At 70.3% G+C, this 26,960-nt stretch carries 31 protein-coding genes; 17 read left to right on the top strand and 14 right to left on the bottom strand.

All coding sequences use genetic code 11. The features are described from left to right. Window positions 1-123: 123 nt before the first annotated feature. On the top strand, window positions 124-1,176 hold the full coding sequence (locus ACTMTI_RS46010; RefSeq protein ID WP_441127174.1) for an ABC transporter substrate-binding protein: 1,053 nt from the start codon (window positions 124-126) through the stop codon (window positions 1,174-1,176). Here the strand turns inward: ACTMTI_RS46010 and ACTMTI_RS46005 are convergent. The 3 genes from ACTMTI_RS46005 to ACTMTI_RS45995 form a co-directional block, all read right to left on the bottom strand. Continuing rightward, window positions 1,169-1,651, bottom strand: a complete 483-nt coding sequence (locus ACTMTI_RS46005) for a metallophosphoesterase family protein (RefSeq protein WP_441127173.1) — start codon at window positions 1,649-1,651, stop codon at window positions 1,169-1,171. The two genes, ACTMTI_RS46010 and ACTMTI_RS46005, sit on opposite strands and share 8 nt — an antisense overlap. Window positions 1,652-1,785: 134 nt before the next feature. After that, window positions 1,786-3,024 (bottom strand): RNA polymerase sigma factor, encoded by a 1,239-nt coding sequence (locus ACTMTI_RS46000; RefSeq protein ID WP_441127172.1) that lies wholly within the window; start codon window positions 3,022-3,024, stop codon window positions 1,786-1,788. A gap of 2 nt (window positions 3,025-3,026) precedes the next feature. Next, complete coding sequence (locus ACTMTI_RS45995) at window positions 3,027-3,365, bottom strand: YciI family protein (protein ID WP_441127206.1); 339 nt, start codon at window positions 3,363-3,365, stop codon at window positions 3,027-3,029. A gap of 185 nt (window positions 3,366-3,550) precedes the next feature. Between ACTMTI_RS45995 and ACTMTI_RS45990 the strand changes: the two genes are divergently transcribed. Beyond that, a complete protein-coding gene (locus ACTMTI_RS45990; protein WP_441127171.1) occupies window positions 3,551-4,369 on the top strand; it encodes a nucleotidyltransferase domain-containing protein in 819 nt (272 codons plus the stop codon). Window positions 4,370-4,536: 167 nt separating this feature from the next. Beyond that, complete coding sequence (locus ACTMTI_RS45985; RefSeq protein WP_441127170.1) at window positions 4,537-5,610, top strand: Gfo/Idh/MocA family protein; 1,074 nt, start codon at window positions 4,537-4,539, stop codon at window positions 5,608-5,610. Window positions 5,611-5,893: 283 nt separating this feature from the next. Here the strand turns inward: ACTMTI_RS45985 and ACTMTI_RS45980 are convergent, their stop codons facing one another. Further along, window positions 5,894-6,280, bottom strand: coding sequence for a hypothetical protein (locus ACTMTI_RS45980; protein WP_441127169.1), 387 nt, complete (start codon window positions 6,278-6,280; stop codon window positions 5,894-5,896). Window positions 6,281-6,629: 349 nt separating this feature from the next. Here ACTMTI_RS45980 and ACTMTI_RS45975 point away from each other — a divergent pair, with 349 nt between their 5' ends. Then, window positions 6,630-7,019, top strand: coding sequence for a hypothetical protein (locus ACTMTI_RS45975; RefSeq protein WP_441127168.1), 390 nt, complete (start codon window positions 6,630-6,632; stop codon window positions 7,017-7,019). Between the two features lie 428 nt (window positions 7,020-7,447). On the opposite strand, the gene ACTMTI_RS45970 is transcribed toward ACTMTI_RS45975, so the two are convergent. Next, complete coding sequence (locus ACTMTI_RS45970) at window positions 7,448-8,104, bottom strand: LuxR C-terminal-related transcriptional regulator (RefSeq protein ID WP_441127167.1); 657 nt, start codon at window positions 8,102-8,104, stop codon at window positions 7,448-7,450. 53 nt (window positions 8,105-8,157) lie between these two features. Next, window positions 8,158-9,102, bottom strand: a complete 945-nt coding sequence (locus tag ACTMTI_RS45965) for a sensor histidine kinase (protein WP_441127166.1) — start codon at window positions 9,100-9,102, stop codon at window positions 8,158-8,160. Between the two features lie 146 nt (window positions 9,103-9,248). Here ACTMTI_RS45965 and ACTMTI_RS45960 point away from each other — a divergent pair, with 146 nt between their 5' ends. From ACTMTI_RS45960 to ACTMTI_RS45950, 3 genes are all read left to right on the top strand, one after another. Continuing rightward, on the top strand, window positions 9,249-9,419 hold the full coding sequence (locus ACTMTI_RS45960; RefSeq protein WP_441127165.1) for a hypothetical protein: 171 nt from the start codon (window positions 9,249-9,251) through the stop codon (window positions 9,417-9,419). Between the two features lie 30 nt (window positions 9,420-9,449). Then, a complete protein-coding gene (locus ACTMTI_RS45955; protein WP_441127164.1) occupies window positions 9,450-9,725 on the top strand; it encodes a hypothetical protein in 276 nt (91 codons plus the stop codon). A 231-nt stretch (window positions 9,726-9,956) separates the two neighbouring features. Next, window positions 9,957-11,441, top strand: coding sequence for a TRAP transporter substrate-binding protein (locus ACTMTI_RS45950; RefSeq protein WP_441127163.1), 1,485 nt, complete (start codon window positions 9,957-9,959; stop codon window positions 11,439-11,441). Window positions 11,442-11,444: 3 nt separating this feature from the next. Here ACTMTI_RS45950 and ACTMTI_RS45945 read toward each other — a convergent pair whose 3' ends face one another. From ACTMTI_RS45945 to ACTMTI_RS45920, 6 genes are all read right to left on the bottom strand, one after another. Then, window positions 11,445-12,989, bottom strand: a complete 1,545-nt coding sequence (locus ACTMTI_RS45945) for a sensor histidine kinase (protein ID WP_441127162.1) — start codon at window positions 12,987-12,989, stop codon at window positions 11,445-11,447. Window positions 12,990-12,992: 3 nt separating this feature from the next. Then, on the bottom strand, window positions 12,993-13,346 hold the full coding sequence (locus ACTMTI_RS45940) for a response regulator (RefSeq protein ID WP_441127161.1): 354 nt from the start codon (window positions 13,344-13,346) through the stop codon (window positions 12,993-12,995). A gap of 68 nt (window positions 13,347-13,414) precedes the next feature. Further along, window positions 13,415-14,521: a LuxR C-terminal-related transcriptional regulator gene (locus ACTMTI_RS45935; RefSeq protein ID WP_441127160.1), complete on the bottom strand. Its 1,107-nt coding sequence runs from the start codon at window positions 14,519-14,521 to the stop codon at window positions 13,415-13,417. 571 nt (window positions 14,522-15,092) lie between these two features. Next, on the bottom strand, window positions 15,093-15,296 hold the full coding sequence (locus ACTMTI_RS45930) for a hypothetical protein (RefSeq protein WP_441127159.1): 204 nt from the start codon (window positions 15,294-15,296) through the stop codon (window positions 15,093-15,095). 202 nt (window positions 15,297-15,498) lie between these two features. Continuing rightward, window positions 15,499-16,065 (bottom strand): dihydrofolate reductase family protein, encoded by a 567-nt coding sequence (locus tag ACTMTI_RS45925; protein ID WP_441127158.1) that lies wholly within the window; start codon window positions 16,063-16,065, stop codon window positions 15,499-15,501. A gap of 99 nt (window positions 16,066-16,164) precedes the next feature. Beyond that, complete coding sequence (locus tag ACTMTI_RS45920) at window positions 16,165-16,764, bottom strand: pyridoxamine 5'-phosphate oxidase family protein (protein WP_441127157.1); 600 nt, start codon at window positions 16,762-16,764, stop codon at window positions 16,165-16,167. A gap of 112 nt (window positions 16,765-16,876) precedes the next feature. On the opposite strand from ACTMTI_RS45920, the gene ACTMTI_RS45915 reads away from it, so the two are divergent. From ACTMTI_RS45915 to ACTMTI_RS45905, 3 genes are all read left to right on the top strand, one after another. Beyond that, on the top strand, window positions 16,877-17,743 hold the full coding sequence (locus ACTMTI_RS45915; protein ID WP_441127156.1) for a LysR family transcriptional regulator: 867 nt from the start codon (window positions 16,877-16,879) through the stop codon (window positions 17,741-17,743). Between the two features lie 162 nt (window positions 17,744-17,905). Next, window positions 17,906-18,220 (top strand): class I SAM-dependent methyltransferase, encoded by a 315-nt coding sequence (locus ACTMTI_RS45910; protein ID WP_441127155.1) that lies wholly within the window; start codon window positions 17,906-17,908, stop codon window positions 18,218-18,220. Next, window positions 18,217-19,131: an alpha/beta hydrolase gene (locus ACTMTI_RS45905; RefSeq protein WP_441127154.1), complete on the top strand. Its 915-nt coding sequence runs from the start codon at window positions 18,217-18,219 to the stop codon at window positions 19,129-19,131. The genes ACTMTI_RS45910 and ACTMTI_RS45905 overlap by 4 nt, the downstream gene beginning before the upstream one ends. Before the next feature lie 446 nt (window positions 19,132-19,577). On the opposite strand, the gene ACTMTI_RS45900 is transcribed toward ACTMTI_RS45905, so the two are convergent. Continuing rightward, the gene (locus ACTMTI_RS45900; protein ID WP_441127153.1) at window positions 19,578-20,474 is read right to left on the bottom strand and encodes a helix-turn-helix transcriptional regulator; all 897 of its coding nucleotides are present in this window, start codon (window positions 20,472-20,474) and stop codon (window positions 19,578-19,580) included. A 170-nt stretch (window positions 20,475-20,644) separates the two neighbouring features. Here ACTMTI_RS45900 and ACTMTI_RS45895 point away from each other — a divergent pair, with 170 nt between their 5' ends. The 7 genes from ACTMTI_RS45895 (at window position 20,645) to ACTMTI_RS45865 (ending at window position 25,195) form a co-directional block, all read left to right on the top strand. Continuing rightward, window positions 20,645-20,821 carry a carboxymuconolactone decarboxylase family protein gene (locus tag ACTMTI_RS45895; RefSeq protein WP_441127152.1) on the top strand — a complete coding sequence of 59 codons (177 nt, stop codon included), beginning with the start codon at window positions 20,645-20,647 and terminating at the stop codon, window positions 20,819-20,821. A 12-nt stretch (window positions 20,822-20,833) separates the two neighbouring features. Beyond that, window positions 20,834-20,992 carry a carboxymuconolactone decarboxylase family protein gene (locus ACTMTI_RS45890; RefSeq protein ID WP_441127205.1) on the top strand — a complete coding sequence of 53 codons (159 nt, stop codon included), beginning with the start codon at window positions 20,834-20,836 and terminating at the stop codon, window positions 20,990-20,992. 129 nt (window positions 20,993-21,121) lie between these two features. Then, entirely contained in the window at window positions 21,122-22,111 is a 990-nt protein-coding gene (locus ACTMTI_RS45885) for an aldo/keto reductase (protein WP_441127151.1), read from the top strand. Between the two features lie 419 nt (window positions 22,112-22,530). Continuing rightward, window positions 22,531-23,958: a serine hydrolase domain-containing protein gene (locus ACTMTI_RS45880; RefSeq protein ID WP_441127150.1), complete on the top strand. Its 1,428-nt coding sequence runs from the start codon at window positions 22,531-22,533 to the stop codon at window positions 23,956-23,958. A 17-nt stretch (window positions 23,959-23,975) separates the two neighbouring features. Continuing rightward, complete coding sequence (locus ACTMTI_RS45875; RefSeq protein ID WP_441127149.1) at window positions 23,976-24,362, top strand: hypothetical protein; 387 nt, start codon at window positions 23,976-23,978, stop codon at window positions 24,360-24,362. Between the two features lie 20 nt (window positions 24,363-24,382). After that, the gene (locus ACTMTI_RS45870) at window positions 24,383-24,703 is read left to right on the top strand and encodes a hypothetical protein (RefSeq protein ID WP_441127148.1); all 321 of its coding nucleotides are present in this window, start codon (window positions 24,383-24,385) and stop codon (window positions 24,701-24,703) included. Window positions 24,704-24,724: 21 nt separating this feature from the next. Next, window positions 24,725-25,195, top strand: coding sequence for a hypothetical protein (locus ACTMTI_RS45865; protein WP_441127147.1), 471 nt, complete (start codon window positions 24,725-24,727; stop codon window positions 25,193-25,195). 482 nt (window positions 25,196-25,677) lie between these two features. On the opposite strand, the gene ACTMTI_RS45860 is transcribed toward ACTMTI_RS45865, so the two are convergent. Continuing rightward, window positions 25,678-26,898 carry a cytochrome P450 gene (locus tag ACTMTI_RS45860; RefSeq protein WP_441127146.1) on the bottom strand — a complete coding sequence of 407 codons (1,221 nt, stop codon included), beginning with the start codon at window positions 26,896-26,898 and terminating at the stop codon, window positions 25,678-25,680. Between the last annotated feature and the right edge of the window lie 62 nt (window positions 26,899-26,960).

The raw sequence follows: 26,960 nt of genomic DNA, 5'->3' as shown, positions 1-26,960 counted from the left end.
TCGCCTACGCCGCCGGTCGTACGGGCGGTGCCGCCGGTGCGGAGAGGGCGCAGGCTTTCGAGTTAGGTAAGGCTAAGCTAATATTCCGTCCGGAAGGGCGAGCCTGCGCAACGAGGAGAATCCATGGGTCAGTGTCCCCGACGTACCCTTGCCGCCATCGGCGTCGCCGCCGTGCTCGGCGTCAGCGCCTGTGGCGGCACTACCTCGCCGCCCGCCGCGGCGCCGACATCCTCCGGGCCGGCATCCTCCGGGCCGGCCTCCTCCGCGGCGCAGGGCCCCTGGACCTGGACCGACGACCGCGGCAAGAACATCTCGTTACCGCAGCGCCCGCAGCGCGTCGTGGCGCAGTCGGCCGCGGCCGCCGCGCTGTGGGACTTCGGCGTGCGGCCCGTCGCGGTGTTCGGTCCGCACAAGCTCAAGGACGGCGGCCGCGATCCGGAGGTGGGCGAGGTCGACGTCGCCAAGGTGGAGTCGATCGGAAACGTCTGGGGTGAGTTCAACGTCGAGAAGTACGCCTCGCTCCAGCCCGACCTGCTGGTCTCGGGCATGTACCAGAAGAACACGCTCTGGTACGTCCCGCCGGACTCCGTCGCGACCGTCGACCAGATCGCGCCGTCGGTGGGCGTGCAGCTCAGCGGCAAGCCCTTGGTACAGATCATCGAGAACTTCGGCCGGCTCGCCGCCGCGCTCGGCGCGGACCCGAAGGCCGCCCCCGTGGTCGAGGCCAAGAACCGCTTCGACGCGGCCGGCGCCGCCCTCAAAACCCTCGCCGCCGCCAAGCCCGACCTCAAGGTCATGATCGTCACGGCTACGCCCGACGCCCTGTACGTTGCCTACCTGCCGGACCACCCCGACATCAAGTACTGGGCAGAACTGGGCCTCAACATCGTCTCCCCGCCCGAGCCCACGGAGAGCGAAGACGGCTTCTGGGAGATCCTGAGCTGGGAGAACGCCGACAAATACCAGGCCGACGCGATCCTCGTCGACGCGCGCACGCAGTCGATGAAGATCGAGGAGATGGCCAAGAAGCCGACCTGGGCCAAGCTGCCCGCGGTCAAGGCGGGGCAGCTCTACCCGTGGCACGCGGCCGAGCGCTACAGCTACCTCGGATACGCCAAGGTCATGGAGGAGCTCAAGGCCAACCTGGACAAGGCCCGCGACGACCTGGTCAAGTGACGGGCACGATCTCGGCCCCAGCCAGCACGCCGTCCTCGATGACGAGCACGCCCAGCGTGCCGTGCGGCTGACGGCGGCGGTCGGTGGGCGAACCCGGGTTGAAGATCCGCAGGCCGTCGCCCGACTCGTCCAGCGGGATGTGCGAATGCCCGAAGACCACCAGGTCCGCGTGCGGGAAACGGCGCCGCATGCGCGCCAGACGGCCCTTGGCCGGGCCGCTGTCGTGGATCATGCCGATCCGCAGCCCGCCCAGGGCCAGCTCCAGCGTCTCGGGCGCCACCACGTCAGGGCCGTCGTTGTTGCCCTTGACCACGTGAACCGGCGCGTACGCGGCCAGCTCGTCGAGCACCGACGGCACGCAGACGTCTCCGGCGTGCAGGATGACGTCCGCGTCGCGCAGGTGCTCGGCGACCCGGGGCGGGCACGAGCGCCAGCGCCTGGGCGCATGGGTGTCGGACAGCACGACCACCTTCATGTGCTGCTCATGCCCCCTTCGCGCGCGACCAGGCCCCGCGTCACGTGCCGTCCGCGTACCGACTTTTCAGCCAGGCCCGCCACACCGCACCCTGGCCGTCCTCCTCGGCCGAAACGACGGTACCGAAAAGGTCGTCAAGACAGCCTTGTCGCTCTGTCCTCCAGGTAGCGCTGCTCGGGCAGGCTCGTCGTCAGGCGGGCCGCCTCGTGATAACCGGCCACCGCCCCAGCGGTGTCGCCGGCCATCTCCAGCAGGTGGGCGCGTACCGCCGCCAGCCGGTGGTGCCGCGACATCCGCTCGTCGGCGGCCAGGCGTTCGAGCCGGTCGAGCCCGGCACGCGGGCCGTGCACCATGGCGACGGCGATCGCCCGGTTGAGCTCGACCACGGGGTTGGCGTCCATGCCGGACAGCACGTCGTACAGCGCGAGGATCTGCGGCCAGTCGGTCTCCTCGTCCGTGGCCGCCTCGTCGTGCACGGCCGCGATGGCCGCCTGCACCTGATAGGGCCCCAGCGCGGTGCTGGACAGGGCCTTGGTGACCAGCTCGACGCCCTCCTCGATGAGCCGCCGGTCCCACAGGCCGCGGTCCTGCTCGGCGAGCGGGATCAGCCGCCCGTCAGGCCCGGTGCGCGCGGGCCGCCGCGCCTCGGTGAGCAGCATGAGCGCCAGCAGCCCGGCCACCTCGCCGTCGCCGGGCAGCAGCCGGTGCACGGCCCTGGTGAGCCTGATCGCCTCGGCCGTCAGATCCATCCTCAGCAGCTCGGGCCCGGAGGTGGCGGTGTAGCCCTCGTTGAAGATCAGATACAGCACGTGCAGCACCACGCGCAGCCGGTCGGCCCGCTCCGGCCCCGGCGGCATGCCGAAGGGCGCACCGGTGGCCTTGATGCGCTGCTTGGCCCGGCTGATGCGTTGCGCCATCGTCGCCTCGGGCACCAGGAACGCGCTGGCGATCTGCGCCGTCGTCAGCCCGCCCACGGCCCGCAGGGTTAGCGCGAGCTGCGAGGGCTGCGACAGCGCCGGATGGCAGCACAGGAACAGCAGCGTCAGCGTGTCGTCCTGGTCGCCCGGGCGTTCCTCGCCGGGCGCCGGCGCCACGGACTCGTCGGCGGGCGCGCTGACCGCCGCGCTCTCCTCCCGGCGCCGCCGCGCGTGCTCGCTGCGCATGTGGTCGATGACCCGGCGGGAGGCGACCGTGATCAGCCAGGCCCGCGGACTGTCCGGCAGTCCCTGCTCCGGCCACTGCACGGAGGCGTCGAGCAGCGCCTCCTGCACGGCGTCCTCGCACGTGTCGAACTGTTCGTAGCGGCGTACGAGCACGCCCAGCACCTGCGGCGCCAGCTCGCGCAACAGCCCTTCGACCGCGGTGTCGCCCACGTCTACACCTCGTCGATGATCGGCCGCACCTCCATCGCGCACAGCCGCGCGTCCGGCCAGCGAGCGGCGATCTCGGTGGCCCGCTCGACACCGTCGCACTCGACGATCAGATAGCCCGCCAGGAACTCCTTGGCCTCCACGAACGGCCCGTCGGTGACCACCGGCACGCCGTCGCGCACCTTGACGGTCCTGGCGCCGCCGGGTCCGTCCAGCGCCTGCCCGCCGGCCAGCTCGCCGCTCTCGCCGAGCTCCTTCATCAGCGCCTCGACCTCGGCCATCACCTCATCGCTCTGCTCCGCGACGGCCTGCTGCGACTCGGGATTGGCGTAGATCATCAGCATGTACTTCACCTGGACATCCTAGTGGTCCGCCACCTGGCAGCACGAAGCCATAGCCCAGCTCAGAGCAGGTGTGGCAAGCGCGGCCGGGGCGACGACCGCCGTCCGCCGGCGCGTGCGCAGATGGTCTGGCCGCCGGATGGATGCCGATCAAGCGGCCGCCGTGCGGCCTGCTCTAAGCTCGGCCCGTGCAGGACGAGAATCTTCACGCCATCGCCGCCAAGCTGGTCCAGGTGCCCGGTGTGGTGGCCGTGGTGCTGGGCGGCAGCCGGGCTCGGGGCACGCACCGGCCGGACTCCGACATCGACCTCGGCCTCTACTACCGGGGCAAGCTCGCCGTCGGCGAGCTGCGGGCGCTCGCGCACGAGCTGACCGGCGAGCCCACCGAGGTGACCGAGCCGGGCGGCTGGGGGCCGTGGGTGGACGGCGGCGGCTGGCTGACCGTGGACGGGTGGCGGGTCGACTGGATCTACCGCGACCTCGACCGCGTCCACCGGATCTGGCGGGACTGCCAGGCAGGCCGCTACGAGATCGGCACGCAGGTCGGGCACCCGCTGGGCTTCTACTCCCACGCCTACGTGGGCGAGGTGGCCCTGTGCCGGGTGCTCGCCGACCCGGGCGGGGAGCTGGCAGCGCTGCGGGCAGAAGTCGCGACCTACCCTCCGGCGCTACGCGAGGCGGTGATCAGGGGCCTGTGGGAGTGCGACTTCGCCCTGATGATCGCCCGGTACGGTGCGGCGGGCCGCGACCCGGCGTACGCGGCCGGGGCGCTGTTCCGTGCGATCGGCGTCGCCTGCCATGCGCTCCATGCGGCCGACGAGGCGTGGCTGATCAACGAGAAGGGCATGGTCGCCTCGGCGGACCGGCTGCCGTCGGCGCCACCCGGGTTCGGCGAGCGGGCGCAGGCGCTGCTCGCGGCCGTCGGCCGGACGCCGGAGGAGATCGACCGCACCATCGACGACGCGGTCCGGCTCATGGCGGAGGTACGGGCCGCCTGCGGAACATAAGCCGGCTCGATCAGTGTCGGTCGGTGTCGCCGCGTGCCGCTTTCCATCGCTCTGCCCGACGGACGGGCGGCATCACCAGGCCCGAACGGGTCGAGCAGATGACAGAGCTTGCCGAGTACGCTGTTCCGGAGCCGGATCGCTCCGGCTCCCGAGGAGGTCCGGCTTTCATGACCACGACGTTCGGCGCGATCGGCAGCGGGCGGCGGACGCGGTTCTTCCTGCGGTTGGCCGCTGTGATGCCAGACCGGCTCCGGGTCAGCGGCGTCGTGACCCGCAGCGCGGATCGCGGCAGCAAGGTCACCGCCGAGTGGGGCGTGCCGGCCTTCCGCTCGGTTGACGAGCTGCTCCGGCATGAGCGACCCGACTACATCGCCGCGGCGGTGCCATGGGCCGCGATGCCGGACGCAATCCGCGAGGTGGTCGGGCACCAGATGCCGGTCCTCGCTGAGACGCCACCCGCGCCGGACCTGGCCGGGCTGCGATCATTGTGGCGGGACGTGGGGAGCACCGGTCTGGTCCAGGTGGCCGAGCAGTACCTGCTGATGCCCGGACACGCGGCCCGGCTGGCGCTCGTCCGGGACGGCGTGATCGGCGAGCCGACCTCGGTTCAGGTCTCCTCGACCCATCTGTACCACGCGGTGTCGCTGATCCGCGGCCTGCTGGGCATCGGGTTCGACGCCGCCGAGGTACGTGCCGGCGCATTTGAGGCGCCGCTCGCGAACCCGCTGGGGTTCGACGGGTGGACTGGTGACGACAGGCCGCAACGGCTGACCACGACCATCGCCACCCTCGACTTCGACGGCAAGATGGGCCTGTACGACTTCACCGACAACCAGTGGTGGAATCCTTTGCGGATGCGGCGCGTCGTGGTGCGCGGCTCGATCGGCGAGTTGGTTGACGATCGGGTGGTCCGGCTGGTCGACCCCATGACGCCGGTGGAGTCTCGGCTGATCCGGCGGGAGACCGGCGTGGACCTCAACCTGGAGTTGCGTGACCTCAAGCACATCAGCTTCGACGGGCGGGTGGTCTACCGCAACCCGTTCGAGGGCGCGTCCCGGTCCGACGACGACATCGCGGTCGCGGACATCCTCGAGCGCATGGGTGCCTGGGTACGCCAGGAGGGCCCGCCACCGTACCCGCTCGCCGAGGCTTGCCAGGACCACCTGATCAGCCTGGCCATCGAGGAATCGGTGAAGACCGGCGGCCCGGTCACCACCGGCAAGGAGGCTTGGGCGGGATGAAGGATCTCCGCTCTCCTCACTGGACGGTGACGACCGTGAACACCCGGCGCTTCCGCCGCGGGGGGATCGACCACGCCCTGCGTCACCCGCGCGGCCGAGTGGGACGCGGCGAGCCCCGGAGGAGGGACGGAAGCCTTGACGGCCGGGGTTGCGGGACGACACGGAAACCTGCTTCGCAAGGCCGACCGCAGGACTCCTCCGGGTCGTTCGTGAGCTCGTGCCGGTACTGGTTCCGCGGCGACCTCGCGGTGGATGCGCCGGCGAAGGCGGGGGGATCGAAGTGTCACGGGTTGCCGGACCGGCAGACCGCGGAGGTGCGGAATTCGACGGACGCCCCGGTGGCGTCGGATATCACCGCCCGGATGTCGTACCTGAAGGTCGGCTGGCAGCCGATCCCCACGAAACTTCTGTTGTCGTACGCCGGCACGTGATTGCCGTTGACGAACCAGCGGACGGCGATCGGCGCGGCCGCACCGCTGAAGGCAACCGAGCAGAGGAATCGCCGCGAGAGCGGCTCGCAGCTGCCGCCGTCCAGGGTCAGCGTCATCATGGTCGCTGAGCCGGTGGTCGAGGCTGATGCGGCCGACGCGGAAGAGGTGAGCGCGCCCGGGAACATCAGCAGCCCGGCCGACAGCGCGGCGGGTACAGCGATTCTGTGCGACTTGCGCATTCCTGTCTCCTTTTGGGTAATGATGGAATCGGATGTCGCATTTCGACGGGATTGGCGTGGCAGGCCCGTCTAACCCTTTGCTTCGCCGGCGCGGCGGTCGCGGATGAATGCGCAGACATTTCTGTGCGGATCTCGTACCGGCTGCGGGCGGTTGAGTTTTCGGCATTCACAGGGTGGACGGCGAGATAGGACAAAGACCACAATTTTTACTGATCCCGCATCTCATATGACGCCGGTGGGAGAAGGGCGAAAGTGGCGGAGTGCATGCCGTCCGTGCTGAGGCCGGCGGCTTCGGCACCTCGCCGCCGACGGATGTTGTGGGCGAGGCTTGAAACGATAGGAGGCTGGAATGCGGTTATGGCGGAAGGTTCTCGCGGTGGTTGCGGGGGCGGTGCTGGTCGGGGAGGCCGGGTTCGCGACCAGCGCGTCCGCGGGCTCCATCCAGTCCGCGGGTTCGGCCCAGTTGTGGGTGAGCACGTGGGGGACCGACGTGAACGTCCGCAACTCGCCAACCGGGGGCTCGGCCATCTGGCAGATCGACGCCGGCAATTACCCGTACACCTGTACCACGGCGGGCGACCGGGCGACTTACGGCCCGTACACGAACTTCTACTGGTCAAAAATCAATTTCGACCGGGACGGCGACGGCTACTACGAGTCGGTGGGGTGGATCTCCGACATCTTCATCCGCGGCGGCGTCAACGACCGTCCCGCCCGCGACCCCTACGTCCTTTGCTGACACCCCGAATCGTCGTCATCTCCTACGGTCTGCCCCGGCGGCCTAACCGCCGCCGCGGCTGGCGGAACGGCCTCCACGAGTAGTGGGAAGCCGCGGTGCGCGACGCCCAGGCCGTAGTCCGCGCCCCCTGCGACGACACCGGCCCCGCCGCCCACCTCCCCAGGAACACGCCTTGGTGCGGACGCCGGCGGCACCGTCGGCCCACCTGACGATGCCGTCGTGAGCCTCATTCCGGCGATGCCAGCGTGGAGCGGAGCGCGGCGGGAACCGGTGCGCCGAGCCCGGGGGAGGCGACCCGCACGCCGTCCCCCTGCACCGCCTCCCCGGCGGACATCGCGCCTGATCGCGCGCGTCCGAACCGCTGGAGGTGTGTGAGATGACGTCCATCCGCTGGTCGAGGCACGCGTCACAGCAGTGATCGGACGTCCTCAGTGAGCGTCGGACGAGCGGAGGAAGGCCAGGACGGCGAGGACGCGGCGGTGCGAGCCTGCGTCGTCGGCCAGCCCGAGCTTGGCGAACACCTGGGCCACGTGCGCCTCGACGGTGCGCTCGGTGATGGTCAGCCGGGCGGCGATGGCCTTGTTGGACAGGCCCTCCGCCACCAGCCCGAGCACCTCCCGTTCGCGGCCGGTCAGCGCGTGCAGCGGGTCCTTGATCCGGCGGCGGCCGAGGATCCTGGACACGATCGTCGGGTCGATCACGGTCTCGCCGTCGGCCAGGCGGCGCAGCGCGTCGACCAGGATGGCGGGGTCGAAGACGCGCTCCTTCAGCAGGTAGCCGACCTGCTCGGGGTGCTCTTCGAGCAGGCGCAGGGCGTAGCGCGGCTCCACGTACTGCGACAGCACCAGCACCCCGGTCACGGGATGGTCCGCCCTGATTCGCTCGGCCGCCACCACACCTTCGTCGGTATGCGTCGGCGGCATCCTGATGTCCACCACCACGAGCTCGGGTTTCTCGGCGTTGACCAGGGCCAGGAGCTCGCCGGCGGTGCCGGCCTGGCCGGCCACGGTGAACCCGGACCTGTTCAGCAGGTGAACGATGCCCTCGCGGGTCAGCAGGGAGTCATCGGCCACGACCACACGCATGAGATCTCCACTCGCAGAGGGTGAGTCGAATGTAGCCGCCTGCCGCCACGCTGTCAGCGGCCGAGACTCGCCTCCAGGCGGTCCGGGGTGACGGTCAGCCGCCCGCCGAGGGCGCCGACGCGGTCGGCCAGGTGGCCGGGGACGGGCGGGACCCGGCCGTCGATCCGGAGGGACGGCGTCCCGTCCTCCTCCAGCACCGCGACGGACAGCGGCCCGCCGGCCACCTCCGAAGCATGCTTGACCAGCAGGTACACCGCCTGCTCTGCGGCGGGCGCGAGCCGTTCCCCGGGCACATCGCCGACCTCGACGGGAACGGGAGCCTGATCGGCGAGCGACCACAGAGCCGGACCGAGCCCGGCCTCGTGCAGGATGGCGGGGAAGATGCCGTGCGCCAGCTCGCGCAGCTCCCGCAGCGCGGCCTGGGCCTCATCGAGGGCATGCGAGAGGGCGGCGTCGCCGGGGGCGTCGGCCAGGGCGAGCCGGATTCCGTACGTCAGCGCGAGCAGACGCTGCTGCGCGCCGTCGTGCAGGTCGCGCTCCAGCCGCCGGCGCGCCTCGTCGCCCGCCTCCACGACCCGCGCCCGGGATCGCCGCAGGTCCGCCACCTGGGCTAGCACCTCGGCACGCAGCCGTTCGTTCTCGATCGCCAGCCGGGCGGCCGCGCCGATGCGCTCGGTCAGCTCCCGCCCGCCGGGATCGTGACAGACCACCGCGATCGGCACACCGTCCCTGACCACCGAGGTGGCGACCTGGCCGGCCTGCGGGGCCGCGCTCACCGCGGCGCCGGTGGAGTCGACGTACCGGCCGGAGACCGGCAGCCAGTACGCCACGCTCAGCGACGGATCGCCGGTCACCCTGCGTAACGCCGCCTCCAGCGACCCGGGCGGCGGCGCGGCGCCCAGCGCCTGGGCAAGCCGGGTCACGGCCGCCTGCCGCAGCCACGCGCGCGCCCCAGCCCAGCCGGCCGAGCCCGCGACCATGCTCAGCCCGGCCGCCACGGCGAAGAAGACGGCCTGGTGGAGGGGGCTGGAAGGGGAACTCGGGCGGACCGGCCAGGCGCGCCGCCCCGTACCCCGCCCACGCCGCCGCGGCCACCGCGCATGACGGCAGCACCACTCCTCCGGCACGCCGGGCCGCCGGAGACATGCGGACGAACCCGGCCATGGCCACCCACGCGATCACCAGGCCGAACACCACCGCGAAGACCGCCAGCGCCACATCGAGCGTCCGGGCCGCCTCCGGCCACGGGCGCACCAGCAGCACGTTCTCGCGCGAGCAGGTACGCCAGCAGAACACATCGAGGAACGGATCGTAGACCAGCGCCCACGCGAGCACGGCGCCGGCCGTGACGACATGGCCGGCGACCGCCGGCCGTCCCCGGACGGCCACGTGGGCGACGGCGGGAAGGACGAACGGGATGGCCGCCGCGCCCAGGGTCTTGACGATCGGCGGCCCCGCGGCCCAGCCCGCCCAGATCTGGGCCAGCCAGCACGCGCCCGCGGCGATCGCGGCAGCGCCGGTGACGCTCTCGCGGCGGAGCCAGAGCAGGCTGCCCGCCGCCAGCAGGCCCAGCCCCGCCGTGAACGTGGCGGCCGCCGCGGCGGGCGACATCGCGGCGTAGGTGGTGTGCGTGTGCTCCAGGCCGGTGAACACGGCGAACGTCGCGCCCGCGTACGCGAGCGCCAGAATCGGCAGCATGACCCGCACAGGCCGATTGTCACACCACCGAGTCCCGGCCACCATCGGTGCCAGCACGGACTCGCCCGCCAACGGGTGTTGTGGCTCGCCGCGATGTGCTCCACCGGCCGCGCCCCTACAGTCACCGGCAGTCCGCGAAATGGAGGGGTGGAGGATGAAGGGCGTCAGAATTGCCGCGGCAGCCTTGGCCGCCGTGCTCGCCGCCGTGCTCGCCGCCGGTTGCGCGGCGCCGTCCGGCGGCGTGGACAAGGCCGGGGCGGGCACGAGCGTGAAGACGTTGACCATCGGCACCGATGACGAGCCGGGACGCCCGTCCGCGGACGCCATCCAGGAGTTCGCGCGGCAGGTGAACGCGAAGTCAGGCGGCCGGCTGCGCATCCAGCCGCGCTGGCAGGCGGTGGGTGAGAGCGCCGACGACTGGGACCAGCAGGTGGCTCGCCTGATCACAGGGGGCCGGCTCGACATGGGACTGATCCCGTCGCGGGCCTGGGACACGGAGGGCGTGACGAGCCTGCGTGCGCTGAACGCCCCGTTCCTGATCACGACCGAGGAGCACGTGCGCCGGGTGCTGTCCGGCGACCTCTCCGGGCGGATGATGAAGGGCCTGGAGCAGATCGGGCTCACCGGGCTCGGGCTGCTGCCCGAGGGCATGCGGCGGCCGTTCGGGTACGACGGGCCGCTCGTGTCGCTCGCCGACTACGCGGGCGGAGGCGTCGCGGCGCCCAACTCGGCCACGGTCTACGCCATGCTCCGGGCCCTGGGCGCCAAGCCGGACGACTACGCCGACGACGGCATCGCACTCGACCGGGCACTCGCGGACAGGTCCCTGCGCGGCATCGAATCGAGCTACACATTCGCGACCGACTTCACGTCGATGGTCGCGACGGGCAACGTCGTCTTCTTCCCGAAGGTGAACTCCCTGGTGATCAGGAGCGACGTGCTCTCCCGCCTCCCCGCCGACCAGCGGAAGGTCCTGACGGACGCGGCCCGGAGCGTGTCCGCCTGGTCTCTGGAGCGCTTGCCCAGCGAGGCGGAGGAGGCCAAGCGGTACTGCGGCAAAGGCGGCAAGGTCGTGCTCGCCTCGGCCGCCGACCTCCAGGCCCTGGAGAAAGCGGTGCGGCCGGTGTACGCCGAGCTGGAGCGTGACGCCGTCACCAAGGAACTGATCGGCCGCATCCGTGAGATGAAGGCAGGTCAGCCGCAGGCGTTGTCCTGCGGGACAGGCGAACGGGAAGAACCCAAGGCTGGGCCGAGCCGCGACCCGGGGCCGTTCCCGGAGGGCGTCTATCGCGTGGAGATCTCCGCCGAGGAGTTCTCGAAAGCAGGCGTCACCCGGGGTACCGCGCTGCGGCACGGCGGCGTCAACACCCTGATCGTCAAGGACGGCACGTGGCTGTGGCGCGGTCCCGAGGGAGAGCGGATGTGCGGCGGGCCCTACTCCGTCACGGACGGCCGGATCAAGCTGCAGCTCGACGGGGTCTGCGGCCCCAAGGACTGGTGGCTGTTCACGGCGACGTGGACCCTGGACGGCAGGTTCCTCCGGTTCCTGGACTACCAGCAGGGCGACAGGAAGACCGCCGCGGAGGACCCCTTCGGCTGGAGGCTTTGGACGTCCGAGTCCTGGGAGAAGATCGGATGACCGCTATCCCTGGCCGTCGAGCGGGAGCTCGGCGGCCAGCCGGGTGCCCTGGCCGATGGGCGAGGTGATGGTCAGCCGGCCGCCGAAGGTCTCGATCCGGTCGGCGAGGCCGCGCAGGCCGCTGCCCGCGGCCGGATCCGCGCCACCCGCGCCGTCGTCGCTGATCTCCACCCGGCAGGTACGGCCCCGCCGCGACACCTCGATCGCGGCCGCGGACGCCCGGGCGTGCTTGGCGAGGTTGGCCAGCGCCTCCGCGCACACGTAATAGACGGCGGCCTCCAGCTCGGCAGACAGACGGCCCTCGGCGACGCCGACCCGGACGGGCACCGGCGAGCGAGCGGCGAGTGCAGCCAGCGCCGGGGCGAGCCCGTCCGCCAGCTCGCGCGGATGCAACCCACGGGCGAAGTCGCCGAGCTCGTCGATGGCCTCCCGCAGGTGAGGGAGGTCCGGCTGGGCCTCGCGCAGAGCCGACAGGCGGCGGATGGGGCCCTCGTGCAGGTACTCCTCCAGGCGACGGCGCTCGTCGTCGGCGGCCACGAGGAGGCGGCGGCGTGAGGCCGACAGCTCGGCGAGCCGGCCCCGGATCTCGGCCTGGAGGGCGGCGTTCGCGGCGGTCAGGCGGGTGGCGGTGGCGACGGCCGCGACGAGGGCGGGGTCGGTGAGCACCGACCGGTCGTGGACGAGCACGGCGAACGGCCTGCCCTCATGGGAGACGAACGTGGCCGCCTCCGTGCCCGGGCCGGCGGCGGGCAGGGCGATGGGGACGCCGTCCTGGCCGATGTAGTCGCCGTCGCACCGGGTGATGCGGGTGCCGGCCTGGTCGGCGGGGTCGCCGTCGCGCCAGTACCCCACGTGGAGTCCCGGGTCGCCCAAGGCGTCGGCGAGTGCGTCGCGGAGCGTCCCCGAGCCTCGCTGGGTGAGCTCGACGACCAGGTCCGTGACGGCCTCGTCGTCCCTGCGCCGGGCCGTCCGGGTCAGCGCGACCGCGATGCAGGCCACGACGGCCTGGTAGGCGAGGGTCACGAAGGCGGCCGCATCCCCGGCAGGGAAGATCAGGCGGGTGGCGGCGGCACCGTACACGATCAGTGCGAAGGCCGCCGTCGCCCGGGCGGCGACCCGCTCCCGCCGGCCGGCGGCGGTGTGGACGCGCAGCAGGAGCAGCGCGGTCACCAGCACGACGTCGGCCGCCGGGCTGGACCAGATCGGCTGCGCCAGGGCCGTCACGTAACCGGCCGCGATCACCACCCACCGGAGGCGTGAGGCAGGCCGCCAGCCTGGGAAGGCGAGCAGCAGGTGAACCATCGGCCCGCGATGCCAGTACCAGAACGCCGGGCCGAGGTTGCCGGCGAACCAGGCGAAGCCGGAGACGATCAGCAGGGCGGCGGCGCCCCGGCTGAGCGGCCACATGACCAGGCCAGAACCGGTCAGGACCACGCCCGCCACCAGATCCGGCACCCACCTGGCCGGATCCGACCAGCCGAGCACCACCCCCTCCGAGGCGAAGCCGGCGACGAGCGCCACGAGGAGGACGGCCCACCGTGCGGTCATGGCTCAGTCCAGCAGGGCGCGCAGGGCCGGGCCGGACAGCTCGTGCTTGGGCAGGAAGCCGCGCGCGGCCGCCGCACGCAGGCGGGGGCCGTATGAGACCGCCTCCCGGCTGGAGATCAGCACCACGTCGGGCGGCTCGGGCGCGGCGGCCAGCGCCCGGGCGACCGCGAAGCCGTCCAGGTCGGGAAGCTGGATGTCCAGCAGGACGAGGCCGGGACGCAGCCGCGCGGCCGCCCCGACGGCCTCCGCCCCGGTCGCCGCCTCGCCGATCACCTCGAAACCGTCGGCCTCCAGCAGGGCGCGCGCCGACGTCCGGAAGCCTTGGTGATCGTCAACGATGAGCACGCCGCGGTCCACGCCTCGATCGTGACACGTCCGGCCCGGCGCGGCATCCGTGCCAGCACCAGGGCCCGGCCGCGCGCGGGTCAGACGCACAACGCGCGGCGATCGGAGACGCCCAGTTTCTGGTAGATCCGGCACAGATGGTTGCCCACCGTGCGCTGTGAGAGGACCAGGCATTCGGCGATCTCCCTGTTCGACAGCCCCCATGAGGCCAGTTGAGCGATGTCCCGCTCCCGCAGGGTGAGGTCCTGACGGCCCGGCTCCAAGCCGGACCGCGGCCCCATCCGCCGGCCCAGGCGGCCGCGCACGCTGAGCGCGCCCGCCCGCCGGCGGACGACCTCACCGTAGAGGGGATGCGCCATCCGCACCGACACAGACGTGCCGTTCGCGCTGGTCACGAGCACGCCCCGCCGTTCCAGGCGCTCGGTCGCGGCACGCGCCGGCGCGCCTGCGAACACCGCGGCGTCCACCGGCTCGCCGAACGCCACCAGCTCCACCACCTCCTGCTCGGCGTCGTCCAGCGGCCCCATGACCGACTCGATCAGTGTGCTGAACCGCGAGCTCATCGCCAGGTCACCGGTCCAGCGCCAGACGCCGTCGTTCGGCTCCAGCGCTCCGCTCGCCCGGCCTGAGGCCACCAGCTCCCGCAGGAACCGGAGGTTGCCCCGGGTGGCGTGCCACAGCCGTCTCGTCGTCGAGACCTCCACCCTGCCGCCGAGGGCGGCACCGAGCACCGCCGTCATCTCGTGCTGCGTCAACGGGAGCAGGTCGAGCCGCCTGACCAGTCCGTCGCGCCACAGCGCGGAGAGCGCGCCGGGCAGCGCGGCTCCTGTACGGGCGGCGGCCACGAGGGTGGTCCCGTGGTGGACGAGGAGGTGGCGGACCAATGCCGCCGACCAGTCGTCCAGCAGGTGTGCGTCGTCCACGACGAGCAGCGTGGCCGCCTCTCCGAGGATCTCCGCGGCCCGGCGCAGCGGATTGGTCGGGATCTCCGCTGGGAGCAGGTGCGCGAAGGCGCCGAACGGGACGCTGGGCTCGGCCGCGACGGTCATGAGGCCGCCGCCGTCGCGCCGTACGGCCTCACGCAGCAACCTGCTCTTGCCGACTCCGGCCTCCCCGACGACGATCGCCCCCGAGGCGACGAACTCCAGCTCCGACCTGCGAGCGGTGAACGGCCATTCGAACTCCACTGGGCACCTCCTCCCACGTGACGCTAACCATGGGGACGGCCGCGCGAATCGGGGCTGGCTCGGATTCCCGCCGCCGGGTCCATCCGAGCCAGCCCCGCTGTTCGGAGTCACCACCGCCTGCTCGTTACGGGTCCGGTCATCGTGGCCGCTCACCATGGGGCCGGCGCCGAACTTGCCAGGGCGCTCACGGGGCGGTCTGGGCGCGCCGTGTGCTCAGGCGGCGAACTACGAGGGCGGCAAGACGGGCTCGCGGAACATCTCAGTGATCAGGCCGAAGGCGCACCAGGTGTTCGTGAGGTTCGGTGTCCGGTTCGACACGAGCGCCTCCTCCGACCCGGGCTGCACGTACCAGACCCGTGGCATCTAGGGTGATCGGCCGCTCACCCCGAGAGTGTGACCGGCCCGGGGATCCACCTGCGTAATAGGCGCGGACGCGAGCTGCTGCAGCCAGCGGCGTGTGTGCGCGGCTGGTCAGGAAGATCACCTGCTTGCCGGCCGCGTAATGGGAGATCTTCGCCGGCACTCGGGGACGCAGGGTGCGCCGGTAGCCCGCCACGCAACGCCTCCCATCTCACCGCTCATTACGGAGCGTCATCGCCATCAGCTGCGCCAGGCTCGGGCTCGACCAGTCCAGGCCGTGGCTCAGGCAGTACGACAAGTACAAGGCGATCCGGCCGGCGTAGGTCTTCTCGGTGTTGAACGCCCGGCCCGCCGCGCGCAGCCCCGCCAGGTACGCGCACGCCTCGACATGCAACCCGAGATCCTCATCGACCACTTCCCTATTGAATAGGCGTGTTGTTCCTGTTCAGTAGAGGGGCTGATGTGGCGGACCGGCGCAAGTTCTGGGTGCCTCGAGATGAAATTTCCAACGAAATAGCCCATGACCTGCGGCAATGAGCGGTTTAACTGCGTGTGACAGGTTGGCGATCACTGCCGCTACTTCGCCTGGATGGTGTCCTGGCGCAGGCGCTTCACCCCTACGCGATGTCCTTGACGCCGTAACATAGATAGACCGTGCCGTCACTGAAGCGCCGCTCGTCCAGCAGTGCCAGGTCGACTCGCACATCGTCCGGAAAGAACGCGTTGCCGCCGCCGACGATCGCCGGCCGGACGAAGAGGTGGTACTCGTCGACCAGCCCGGCCCGGATCGCCTGCGCCGCCAGGTGCGGCCCGGCGACGGCGATGTCGAGGTCGGCCTCGGCCTTCAGCTTCCGCACTGCCTCGGGGGCGAACGTGCGCTCGATCCGGGTCCGTTCGCCGACTGCCTCGTGCAGCGTCGCGGAATAGACGATCTTGTCGGCGGCCTGCCAGACCCGCGCCCACTCCAGGATGAACGGCGCCTGGTCAGGCACCGTGTGCGCGGTTTCCCAGTAGACCATCGTGTCGTACATCCGGCGGCCGTAGAGGTACGTACCGATCGATCGCCCGTGCTCGTTGATGAACTCGTGCAACTCCTCCTCGGGGCCGCCCCAGCCGAAGTCGCCGTCCGTATCGCTCACGTAGCCGTCGAGCGACGTGATCATCGAGTATATGAGCTTGCCCATGGTGGGCCTCCTTGCCTGTCCGGACAACGGATCTCAAAATCGGTATGCAGCTTGTCGCCGACGCTCCACGCGGGATGCCAGCAGTCATGGCCGGGACTTCTATCGGGTGCGGGTGACGCGGAGTCGTGTGTCGGTGACGTTGTCGAAGCGTGAATCCCCTCCCCTGATCAGGACGAAGTGCCGCCGCACGTCGGCGCAGTAGGCCAGCAGAGGGCCGGACGGCGCGAGGTCGTCGCCGGTGAGTTCCTTGCCTGCGGGGAGGCGGGCGTTGAGCAGTGTCAGCGCCGCGACGGGGTCGTCGGCGGGACCGGCGGTCGCCTCGAGGTAAAGCGCCTCGGCACCGCCTACGGGCGCGTGAGAGTCGAAGACCGTGATGGCCACGTCCGGACGTTCGGTGAGGTTGCGGGAATGCCTGCTGTCCGGTGCCGACACCCAGACGAGCCGATCCTCATCGCGGGCGGCGAAGAAGACGGGAGTGGCCCACGGCTGCCCTTGGCGATCAGCGGTGGCCAGCACAAGGTAGTGGTTGTCGCCGAGCAGCCGGGGAACCATCGCCCACATGCCGGTCACCGGCCGCGGGCCCGGTGGTTGAGGTGCTTGGCGGCCGGAATCGCCCTGTCGGCCGTGAGATCCGTACTCGGTGCGGTCACCTGCCCGCCCGTGGGCGCCGATCTGTTCACCGTGCTTTGTGTTCGCCATCGTTCTCCCTGCGATCGTCGGCTTGCCGACACATCGTCGCGTTCACCGCCGGGCCTCATCAATGACGAAATATGGAACAATCGTTCGGCAATACTGAAGAATGAGGGAGCCGGTGGAGCGTCAGGACATCGAGGTGTTCCTCGTACTCGCCGAGGAACTGCACTTCGCGCGCACGGCCGAGCGCCTCCGTGTCTCGGCTGCAACGATCAGTCAGACCATTGCCAAGCTCGAGCGCCGGTTCGGCGCGCCGCTGTTCCACCGCACCACCCGCCGGGTCGAGCTGACCTCTCTCGGCAGGCAACTCCGGAACGATTTACAGCCCGCGCACGCACAAATCCAGGCCGCGATCGCACGAGCGACCGCGGCGGGGCACGGCATCACCGGCACGCTGGAACTGGGCTACATGTCGGCCGCGGTGGCCCAAGTCGTCCTGCCGCTGGCTGACACCTTCCGCGACCACGTGCCCGGGTGCCGGGTGGCCATCCGCGAAACCGCGCTCGCCGACCTCTTCGGTCCCCTGCGCCGGGCAGAGGTCGACCTGTCGGTGCTGCCCTTGCCGGTAGAGGAGCCGGACCTCACCGTCGGGCCGGTGCTGCTGTCGGAGCCGGCGATGCTCGCCGTGCCCGCGGACCATCCGCTGGCGCACCGCATCCGCGTTGGTCACGATGAGATCGCCCGCGAGAGGGTGTTCTTCGTCGATACCCTGCCTGGTTACTGGATCGACCGCCACCTACCGGTGCCCGACCGTCTCACCGAGTCCCTGCCCGGCTTCCAAGAGATCCTCGCCTACGTCACCTCAGGCCACGGCGTCGCCCTCGTCGGCGCCCAGACGCCGGACTTCTATCCGCGTCCCGGCTTGATCTGCATCCCCGTGGAAGGCGATGCCGCGTTCGACTACGCGCTGGTCTGGCGCACTGACCGGCTCAGAACCATCGCCGAGGCCTTTCTCCGCCACATCACGCCGCTGACGAGTAATTGAGCGATGGGCCGTTCGCTTGCCGGACTCCCATGGCAGCGGGAGTGCAGGTAGGCGACACCTGATGCCGGATATCTGTGCAAGACCTGCCTCGGCCAAGCTCGACCCCCACCGGCAAGCGAATCGAGACCTTAGTCATGGAGCCAGGGGTCACCGCGAACCAGGGTGTCAGCGCATGAACACGGACAACTGGCTGGAGGACACCGGGCCTCCTATGACACGGTCGCAGTCAGCTACGCCGACCAGATGCGCGAGGCGCTGGGCGAGCACCCCTATCTCCGGGCGACCCTGGCCTTGTTCGCTGAGCTGGTTCGCACCGAGGGAGACGGACCGGTGGCTGACGTGGGTTGCGGACCCGGGCACGTCACGGCTCACCTGCACGAGTTGGGCCTCGACGCGTTCGGCATCGACCTTTCTCCCACGATGATCGAAGTGGCCCGACGTGACCACCCCCATCTGCGTTCGAGGTGGGGTCGATGACCGATCTCGACCTCCCTGACGCCTCAGCCGCCGCCCTGCTCGTTTTCGGCCGGGCGGCGGGAGATCAACCGGCGGCGGGCAACCCCGTCGCCGGCCCGGCCGCCCGGATAATTGACTCGCCTCGTCAGCGGGAATGCCGATGTAATCCCGCCATGCGCATCACCTCAGAAACGTTCGCTGACGGCATCCGCGAACAGCTCTTCACTGTCGGAGACATCCCCGGGGTGCTCTGGACGCCCGCCGAGGGCTCCGGTCCCCGTCCGCTGGTCTTGATCGGACACGGCGGCGGCCAGCACAAGAAGGGAGGGGAGGTCGTCTCCCGGGCCTTCCCCTACGTCACCTCCTGCGGCTTCGCGGTCGCCGCGATCGACGCGCCAGGTACCGGCGACAGGCCGGAGCACCCGCAGATCCGGCGGCTCGTCGCGCTCATCCAGGAACGAGAGGCCGCGGGCGAGCCCTTCGGCCCGGCGTGGCCCGCCCTCAACGAAACCGTGGCGGCGCAGCTCATACCCGACTGGCAGACCACCCTGGACGCGCTCCAGAAACTGGACTCCGTCGGCGACAGCCGGCCCGTCGGGTACTACGGCCTGTCCCAGGCCGGTGAGATGGGCATCCGCCTCGTCGCGGCCGAACCTCGGATCACAGCTGCGGTCCTCGGCCTCATCGGAAGCGACTGGCTCACCGACACCGCGGCGCGGATCACGATCCCGGTCGAGTTCGTGCTGCAGTGGGACGATGAAGTCAATCCGCGGGACTCAGTCATGAAGCTGTTCGACGCACTCGGCTCCGCCGAGAAGACCCTGCACGCCAACCCCGGCAGCCACTTTCGAGTCCCGTCCTTCGAAATCGACAGCTCGATCCGATTCTTCGCCCGGCACCTGGGTAGCCCTGGCACCGCGAGCAGCTCCTGACACCACCGGCGCCACCCGGGGTCGTGGTCATATCCGGCCGAGATTTCCCGCTTGCTGTCTGGCCGCTGTTCCTCGATACCCCCACCGTCCAGGCCGCTCTAGGGGGCAGCTGGCAGGCGGTCCAGGCGGATGCCGGCTGGGGCAGCTGGGCCGTCATCCGCCGACGCGGCGATCACGCGTAGACCGATCGTTGCCTCGCGCCCAGCCGGTGCGTTGCGCGCACGCGACTTTGGACATCCGTGCAGCCGACTTCGGAAACCGGCACACCGCTAGGACGCGCATCACCACCGAGTGGTCTGCACGCCCACTGCTGCGTGCAGACCACTTCGCGCATCCGTGCACTCACCTTCGGAAACTGACACCCTGCACAAGCTGTCGACAGGGCTTGCATCTTTGTCGGCGTGTCGATCCGGTCGGGCGGGGGACCGGTTCAGGCCCGGCGCAGATCAGCTCTCCGGGGTGCGTGTCCGGTCGTCTTCTCGGGCCGGTTCGGTCTGTTCGAGGGTGGAGGCCCAGCTGGCGAGGAGCGTGAGCCCGTCCTGGGCTGCGGTGCCGGGTTCGGCGCTGAAGGCGGTGAGGGTCAGGCCGGGGTCGGCGGGCAGGGGCATGGCTTCGAAGGGAAGGCTGAGGTCGCCGATGACCGGGTGGTGGAAGTTCTTGACGCCGTTGTGGTGCAGGCGGACGTTGTGCGCGGCCCACAGGGTGCGGAATTCTTCGCTGCGGGTGGCGAGTTCGCCGACGAGGTCGGTCAGGGCCCGGTCGTAGGGGTCGCGGCCGGCTTCGGTACGCAGCAGGGCCACGGTGGTGTGGGCGGATTCGTCCCAGCCGGGGTAGAAGTCGCGGGCGCGGGGGTTGAGGAAGCGGAAGCGGGCGAGGTTGACCGGCCGCACCGGGTCGTCGAAGACGGGCGCGTACAGTGCCCGGCCGAGCCGGTTGGCGGCGATGATGTCCAGGCGTCCGTTGCGGACGTAGGCGGCCGCGTCGGTCATCGAGTTCAGCAGGCGCTGGATGCCGGGCCGGATCTGCTGCTGGGCAGGGCGGCGGCGGATGCGGGGGCCGGCGTTGGCGGTGCGGGCCAGGTCGTGTAGGTGGGCGCGTTCGGCTTCGTCCAGCTTCAGGGCGCGGGAGAGGGATTCCAGGACGCTTTCGGAGACGCCGCTGAGGTTGCCTCGTTCCAGGCGGGCGTAGTACTCGGCGCTGACGCCGGCGAGCATGGCGACCTCTTCGCGGCGCAGCCCGGGGACGCGCCGGTTGCCGCCGTAGGCGGGCAGGCCGGCCTGCTGCGGAGTGATCTTGGCTCGCCGCGAGAGGAGGAACTCGCGGACCTCGCTGCGGTTGTCCATGTTTTCCCAGGGTAGGCCCGGTTTGGGTGCCGTGGGGTGTTCTGTCAGTACACCAAACAGCAGGAACTGTCTGCCCGGTCTCATCGCCGGTTTGCTGGCTGATGCCGGGGTTGTGCGTACCGCCCGCCGCCTCCCCGAGCCTCACCACGCTCCTATCGAAAGGCAGCAACATGACGCAGAACACGGGGAGTCCGCAGCCCGCAGGCGGCCGGAGCGGGCTCGGCGACTTCGCGCCGAAGCTGGTGGAGCTGACGGACACGGTGCTGTTCGGGGACGTGTGGGAGCGGCCGGAGCTGTCGGCGCGCGACCGCAGTCTGGTCACCGTCACCGCCCTGGCCGCGCTGTAGCGGACCGAACAGCTGGACTTCCACCTGCGCAAGGCGCTGGAGAACGGGCTCAGCAAGGAGGAACTGGTCGAGGCCCTCACCCACCTGGCCTTCTACGCAGGCCGGCCCACCGCGATGAGCGCGGTCGCCCAGCTGAAGACCCTCGTCGAGGAGACAGGCCCGGCTGCCTGACAGCAGCGGCAACGCCACCAGGCCGCCTCTGCCGCAGGAGGACGGACGAATGCCAGACCAGCACGGTCGGCGACCGGCCTTGTCGGCATCAGTGATTGAGCAACGATAGCGATGACGATGGAGAAGACGATGGACAAGCGAACTCTCGGGCGTGGCCTTGAGGTCTCGGCGATCGGCCTGGGCTGCATGGGCATGAGCCAGAGCTACGGTCCCAACCCGGGAAGCCGGCAGGAGATGATCGCGCTGATCCGGGCGGCGGTGGAGCGCGGCGTCACGTTCTTCGACACTGCCGAGGTCTACGGGCCGTTCCTCAACGAGCAACTGGTCGGCGAAGCCCTCGCCCCCGTCCGCGATCAGGTGGTGATCGCGACCAAGTTCGGATTCGCCTTCGACGGCGACGGCCGCCAGAGCGGGCTGTCCAGCCGGCCGGAACACATCCGGCAGGCCGTCGACGGCTCGCTGCGGCGGCTCGGCGTCGAGGTGATCGACCTGTACTACCAGCACCGCGTCGACCCGCAGGTGCCGATCGAGGACGTCGCCGGAGCGGTCAAAGAGCTCATTCAGGCGGGCAAGGTCCGGCACTTCGGCATGTCCGAGGCAGCCGCCGGCACCATCCGCCGCGCCCACACCGTCCAGCCCGTGACCGCCGTGCAAAGCGAGTACTCCCTGTGGTGGCACAGGCCCGAGCAGGAGGTTCTGCCGGCGCTGGCAGAGCTCGGCATCGGCTTCGTCCCCTACAGCCCGCTCGGCAAGGGATTCCTCACCGGCACCGTCGATGAGGCCGCCACCTTCGACAGCTCAGACATCCGCGCGAGCATCCCGCGCTTCGCCCCCGAGGCGAGGAAGGCGAACCAGGCACTCGTCGATCTCCTGGCCGCCATCGCTCAGCGCAAGGGCGCCACCCCCGCCCAGATCGCCCTGGCCTGGCTGCTGGCCCAGCACCCCTGGATCGTCCCGATCCCTGGCACCCGTCGGCTGGAGCGCCTGGCGGAGAACATCGCCGCCGCCCAGGTCGAGCTCACCACCGACGACCTCGAACACATCGAGACCGCCGCCGCCAAGATCGATATCCAGGGCGGCCGCTACCCCGAGCACCTCGAACGCATGACCGGCCTGTGACCTGCCGCCACCACCTTGTGCGCCACCAGGAAAGACATCAGTGAACTGGCCGCTCGAACATCGCCTCGGCCGCGCCCAGCAGCCGCTCCATCGGGGCCGGTCGGGGCGGCGGCTCGATACTCCCGGCTGCGCTATGCCCAGCCCCTCACCATGATCTGCCGACCGCCGGTCACCAGCGTGGTGATCGAGGAGGCGAAGACCTCGCTGATGCTGGGCGAGAGGGCCTTTCCACCCGACTGCCGGCCGTGATCCTCACCGAACTGCCGGGAATCAGTCCCGAGACCGCCACCGCCTGGACCCAGGCCGGCGGCAAGTGGGCCCGCTACGCGGCGCAACTCCCCGATCGACCCAATCGCAGAACCTGAGCTCTGTCTCGTAACTCGATTGGGCGGATTTGGCGGTTTTGTTAGGGTGCCTGGATGCCTTCTCAGCGCACCCTACTGCCGCGCTCGACGCCGGCCGCCTCGGGGATGTCGTCCCGTTCGATCACCGCGCTGCTGGACCGGCTCGAAGCACGATCCGTCGAGTGTCACTCCATCATGGTCGTACGCCACGGTCACGTCGTCGCTGAAGGCTGGTGGGCGCCGTACTCGGCCGAGCGCCCGCACCTGCTCTACTCGCTGACCAAGTCGTTCACCTCGGTCGCCGTGGGGCTCGCGATCGCCGACGGGCTGCTCTCGCTGGACGATCGGGTGGTGGACGTGTTGCCCGACCACGTTCCGGCCGACATCTCGGCGCAGGGACGCCGCCTCACCGTTCACCACCTGCTGTCCATGACGGCCGGACACCGTACGGACAGCCTTGCCGAGGCCTGGCGACTGGAACCGGGCGACCTGGTGAAGGGCTTCCTGCGCGTACCGTTTCCCGAGGCCGAGGGAACACGGCACGCCTACGACAATTCGACCACCTTCATCCTGGCCCGGATGGTGGAACGGGTCACCGGCCGCGGCCTCCCGGAACTGCTCGACGAGCGCCTCTTCAAGCCGATGGGCGTCGACCACGCCGAATGGGATCGGGTGGCGAGCGGTGCCGCCTTCGGATTCCACGGACTGCACCTCACGACCGAGGCCATCGCCGCCTTCGGTGAACTGCTGCTGCGCGGAGGCCTTTGGGGCGACCGGCGGCTCGTCCCGCGTGAATGGGTGGAGCTCGCGACCAGACGGCACATCGACACCCTGCCATTCGAGGACGGATCGGACGACGTCGACTTCAGCTGCGGTTACGGATACCAGTTCTGGATGTCGCGTCACGGGTACCACGGTCACGGTGCCTTCGGCCAGCAATGCGTGGTCGTCCCGTCGCACGATCTCGTAGTCGCCGTGACCGCCCAAGGGCAGGCTCAGGACGTGCTCGACGCCATTTGGGAGTGCCTGCTGCCCGGCATGGACCATACGGGAAGCACCCGGGACGACGAGATCCTCGCCGATCGGCTGCGGCGGCTGTCACTCGCGCCGGTGCCGGGTTCGGCCGCCCCGGAGCGTTCCGTCAAGGCGAGACTCGACGCCTCCGCCGAGGATTCGGCTCTGCCCGGCGGAACCATGGTGATCGTCGATCCCGTGGACGGTGGATGGCTCCTGCGATTCGGGTCCTTCCTCAACGTCGAGGTCGGCCACGGCGAATGGCGGGAAAGTTCGCCGCTCGGCCGCCCTGTCGTCGCGGCTGGCGCCTGGCAGGGCAACACGTTCGTCGCCGAGCTTTACGTCATCACCACCCCGCACCGGGTTCGGCTGGTGGTCGACGCCGACGCGGGGACAGCGGTGGCGACGTGGAGCACCGTGCCCCTGACCGGCCCTAGTCTGGCGTTGCATGTGCGGTCGCCGCTGATGACACGGCCCGACGTCGCGTAGGTGACGACCCGGACCCCGTGGCCTCCAAGACCACCACCCCCACGCCGTCGAACACCGAGCCGACGCCGGCGGTGAGCGAGTTCACCGACCCCTGTGGAACGTTCGACACCGGCAAGAAGACCCCGTATGCGGTAACCGGCTACTGGATCACCCCCAAGTCGACCCCCTGCACCTGGCGCGAGCAGCTCCAGGAGATCCACCGCGTCGGCGGCGACACGATCATCAGGATCGGGTACGGCCTGCAGTTCCGCACCGTCTCCGACTCCGGCGAGGTGCTGGCCAAGGGCACCGTCGACGCGCTCTACGAGCCGTGCGAGGAAGACGGCCTCAACTGCCACGACGCCGCCCTCCGCGACCTTCGTGAGGCCAACCCCGGCAACCGCATCGGCCGCGTGCGCGTCTGAACAAGCCCCGGTCGTACGACATGATCCTCGTGGCCGGCTCGAACCAGGACAAGGACAGCCTCACCGAGTTGCTCGATCTCGCCGACCAGTTCGGCATGCGCGTCTTCCCCGCGCTGCCGCTCGCCCGGCGCGACTCGAAGGCGGAGACCCGGGCCGAGAAGCGCCACCTTGGCACGCTCAAGCTGATCCTGATCAGCCCCTACCTGGACGCGCGCAAGCGGGTCGCCTTCGGGCAGACGCCCAAGCAGGTGGCCGAAGGGTTCGAGGCCCTGGTGAAGACCGGGCTCGAGATCATCGCGCCGCAGGACAGCCGGGGGACGGGCAAGGTCGGGCTGTTCTGACCCGACGAGCGGCTGCGGCCGGTGGTGGGGGAGTCGACGTACGACACCGCCTACCACGGGTCCACGCGGGACTACTACCGAGAGATGGCGGCGGCCCGTGAGGAGCTGATCGATCAGGGCTATCACGTGGAGCCCTGGGCGAACGTGGAGGCGTTCGAGCCGTCCGGCGATCAGCCGTGCGCGCCGACCGGCCCACGTGGGAAGACCTCCAAGGAACGGCTGGACCAGGCTGTGACCATGGCCGGGCGGTACGTGCAGAAGATCGTCTCTTATATGTGGAGCGACTTCATGACCTGTGGGGATCCGTCGCTTGAGGACGAGATCGGCAACGACTGGCAGCGGTCGATCGCCGTGGACGCCATCCGGCGGCCGCACGACATCCAGGACGGGGTGGAGGTTCGCGGGTACAACCTCAAGGACGGCACCGTCAACGTTACGCGGTCTGGGGGGACCAAGGAGATGGTGGTGGCTGCCGTGGGGGTGGCTGGATGAGGATCCGATCGAGGAAGAGCCGCCGGTGGGGATGGCTACTGGCTGGGTGCCGTTCGACTGGGCTCAGGTGCCTGCGGGGGACTGGGTGCAGATCGGGGTTAGGTGCCGTCCGGGCCTGGGACTACGGAGCCGCTGCATGTGCGGATCGCCGCGCAGGCGAATGTGACGCAGGGGGGCTGACTGGCCTGACTGACTGACGCCGGGGCGGGGTGCGGACCGTGTGGCGCCGGCGAGGATGCGCGTCCGGCGCCGCCCCGCTGATCGCCCGCGGCGTCCTCGACGAGCGGCATCCGCAAGGACCTCGCCGCCCAGACCTGGAAGCAGCTGACCTCGGCCTGCGCGCTGCCGGGCAAGATCTGGCTGGACGCGCTGGTGCCGTACGCGCTGGACCAGAGCGTCAAGCAGATCGGCGCGCCCCAGGCCTGGCAGAAAGGTGACGGCGGCCCGCCCTCCCCGGGAGGAGGGCGGGCCGCGGGACCTGATCAGCCGAAGCGCAGCGGTAGCGCATCCGGGCCCTGGATCCCGATGGGGCCTTGCCAGGTGATCGGCCCCACAACGGAGGGCGGGCCCAGCCGCGCGGCGAGGATGGGAAGCGCCTCCCCTATCTCGACGCGGGCGAGAGCCGCGCCCAGGCAGTGGTGCGGGCCCGCGCCGAACTGCAGCGGGGGATTGTCCCTGACGGCCGTGATGTCGAATTGACCGGCGTTCTTGTGCGCGCGCGGGTCGCGCTGGGCGACGTTCACGCACATCGTGAGGAACGTGCCGCGCGCGATGTGCAGTCCCTCGTAGTCGAAGTCTTCGGCGGCGAACCGGTAGATGGTGCCCGCCGAGGGAAGCCAGCGCATCACCTCTTCGACGGCTTGGGCCGCCAGCTCCGGCCGCTGCCCCAGCAGGGTCCACTGGTCGGGGTGCTCGGAGAAGGCGACCATGGCGTTGGCGAGCTGGTGCCGGGTGTTGTCCTGGGCGCCGAACACGAGCGTGACCAGGAGGTTGCGCAGCTCGTCCTTGCTGACGCGGCTGTCGTCGGCCTGATGGGCCGAGACCAGGGCGGAGCTGAGATCGTCGGTGGGCCTGGCCGACTTCTCCTCGATGAGGAAGTCGGCGTAGTCGTTCAGGCCGCGTACCGCGGCTTCCACCCTGGTGGCGACATCGCCCCCGGCCGCGAGGCTGAAGACCAGGCCGATGTCTCTGGTCCAGGTACCGAAGACGTCGTAGTCCTCGGGCGGCACGCCGAGCAGCCGGCACATGACCGCCAGTGGCAGCCGGGCGCCGAAGTCCTCGACGAACTCGCACCCCTCGGCCGACGCCAGGCCCTCGGTCAGTTGCTCGACCTGGGCCCGGATGAACGGCCGCAGACTTTCCACCGTGCGCGCGGTGAACGCCTTGCTCGTCAGGCGGCGCAGGCGGCGGTGATCCTCTCCTTCGTGGTTGACGATCATCGGGACGAACCACTCGTAAATCGGACCGTCGAAAATCCCGTTCGTCTCCAGGTATCGCTTGCCGTTGTGGTCCAGCCTCCGGTCGCGTAAGAGGTCGTTGGCCTGCTCATAGCGCAGCACGAGCAGGCCTATGGGGCTTGTCGCGTACCAGCTTTCCGCTTGGGCCGCGAAGACCTCGGGCGCGCCGAAGTCGAAAGCCGGATCCAGGGGATCGAGGAATGGCACGTTCTGGGGAGTGGGTTCCTGGCCCACGGATGTCGACACGTCATCCTCCCTGCAGAGATGGGCGTACCGTCCACACTCCCCCGGCATCGCAGCGAAATAAA

This window comes from Nonomuraea sp. H19, from assembly GCF_052068215.1.
Lineage (GTDB): Bacteria > Actinomycetota > Actinomycetes > Streptosporangiales > Streptosporangiaceae > Nonomuraea.
Note: the sequence above shows the minus strand (reverse complement) of the source record. Positions and strands in the feature narration are given on the sequence as shown.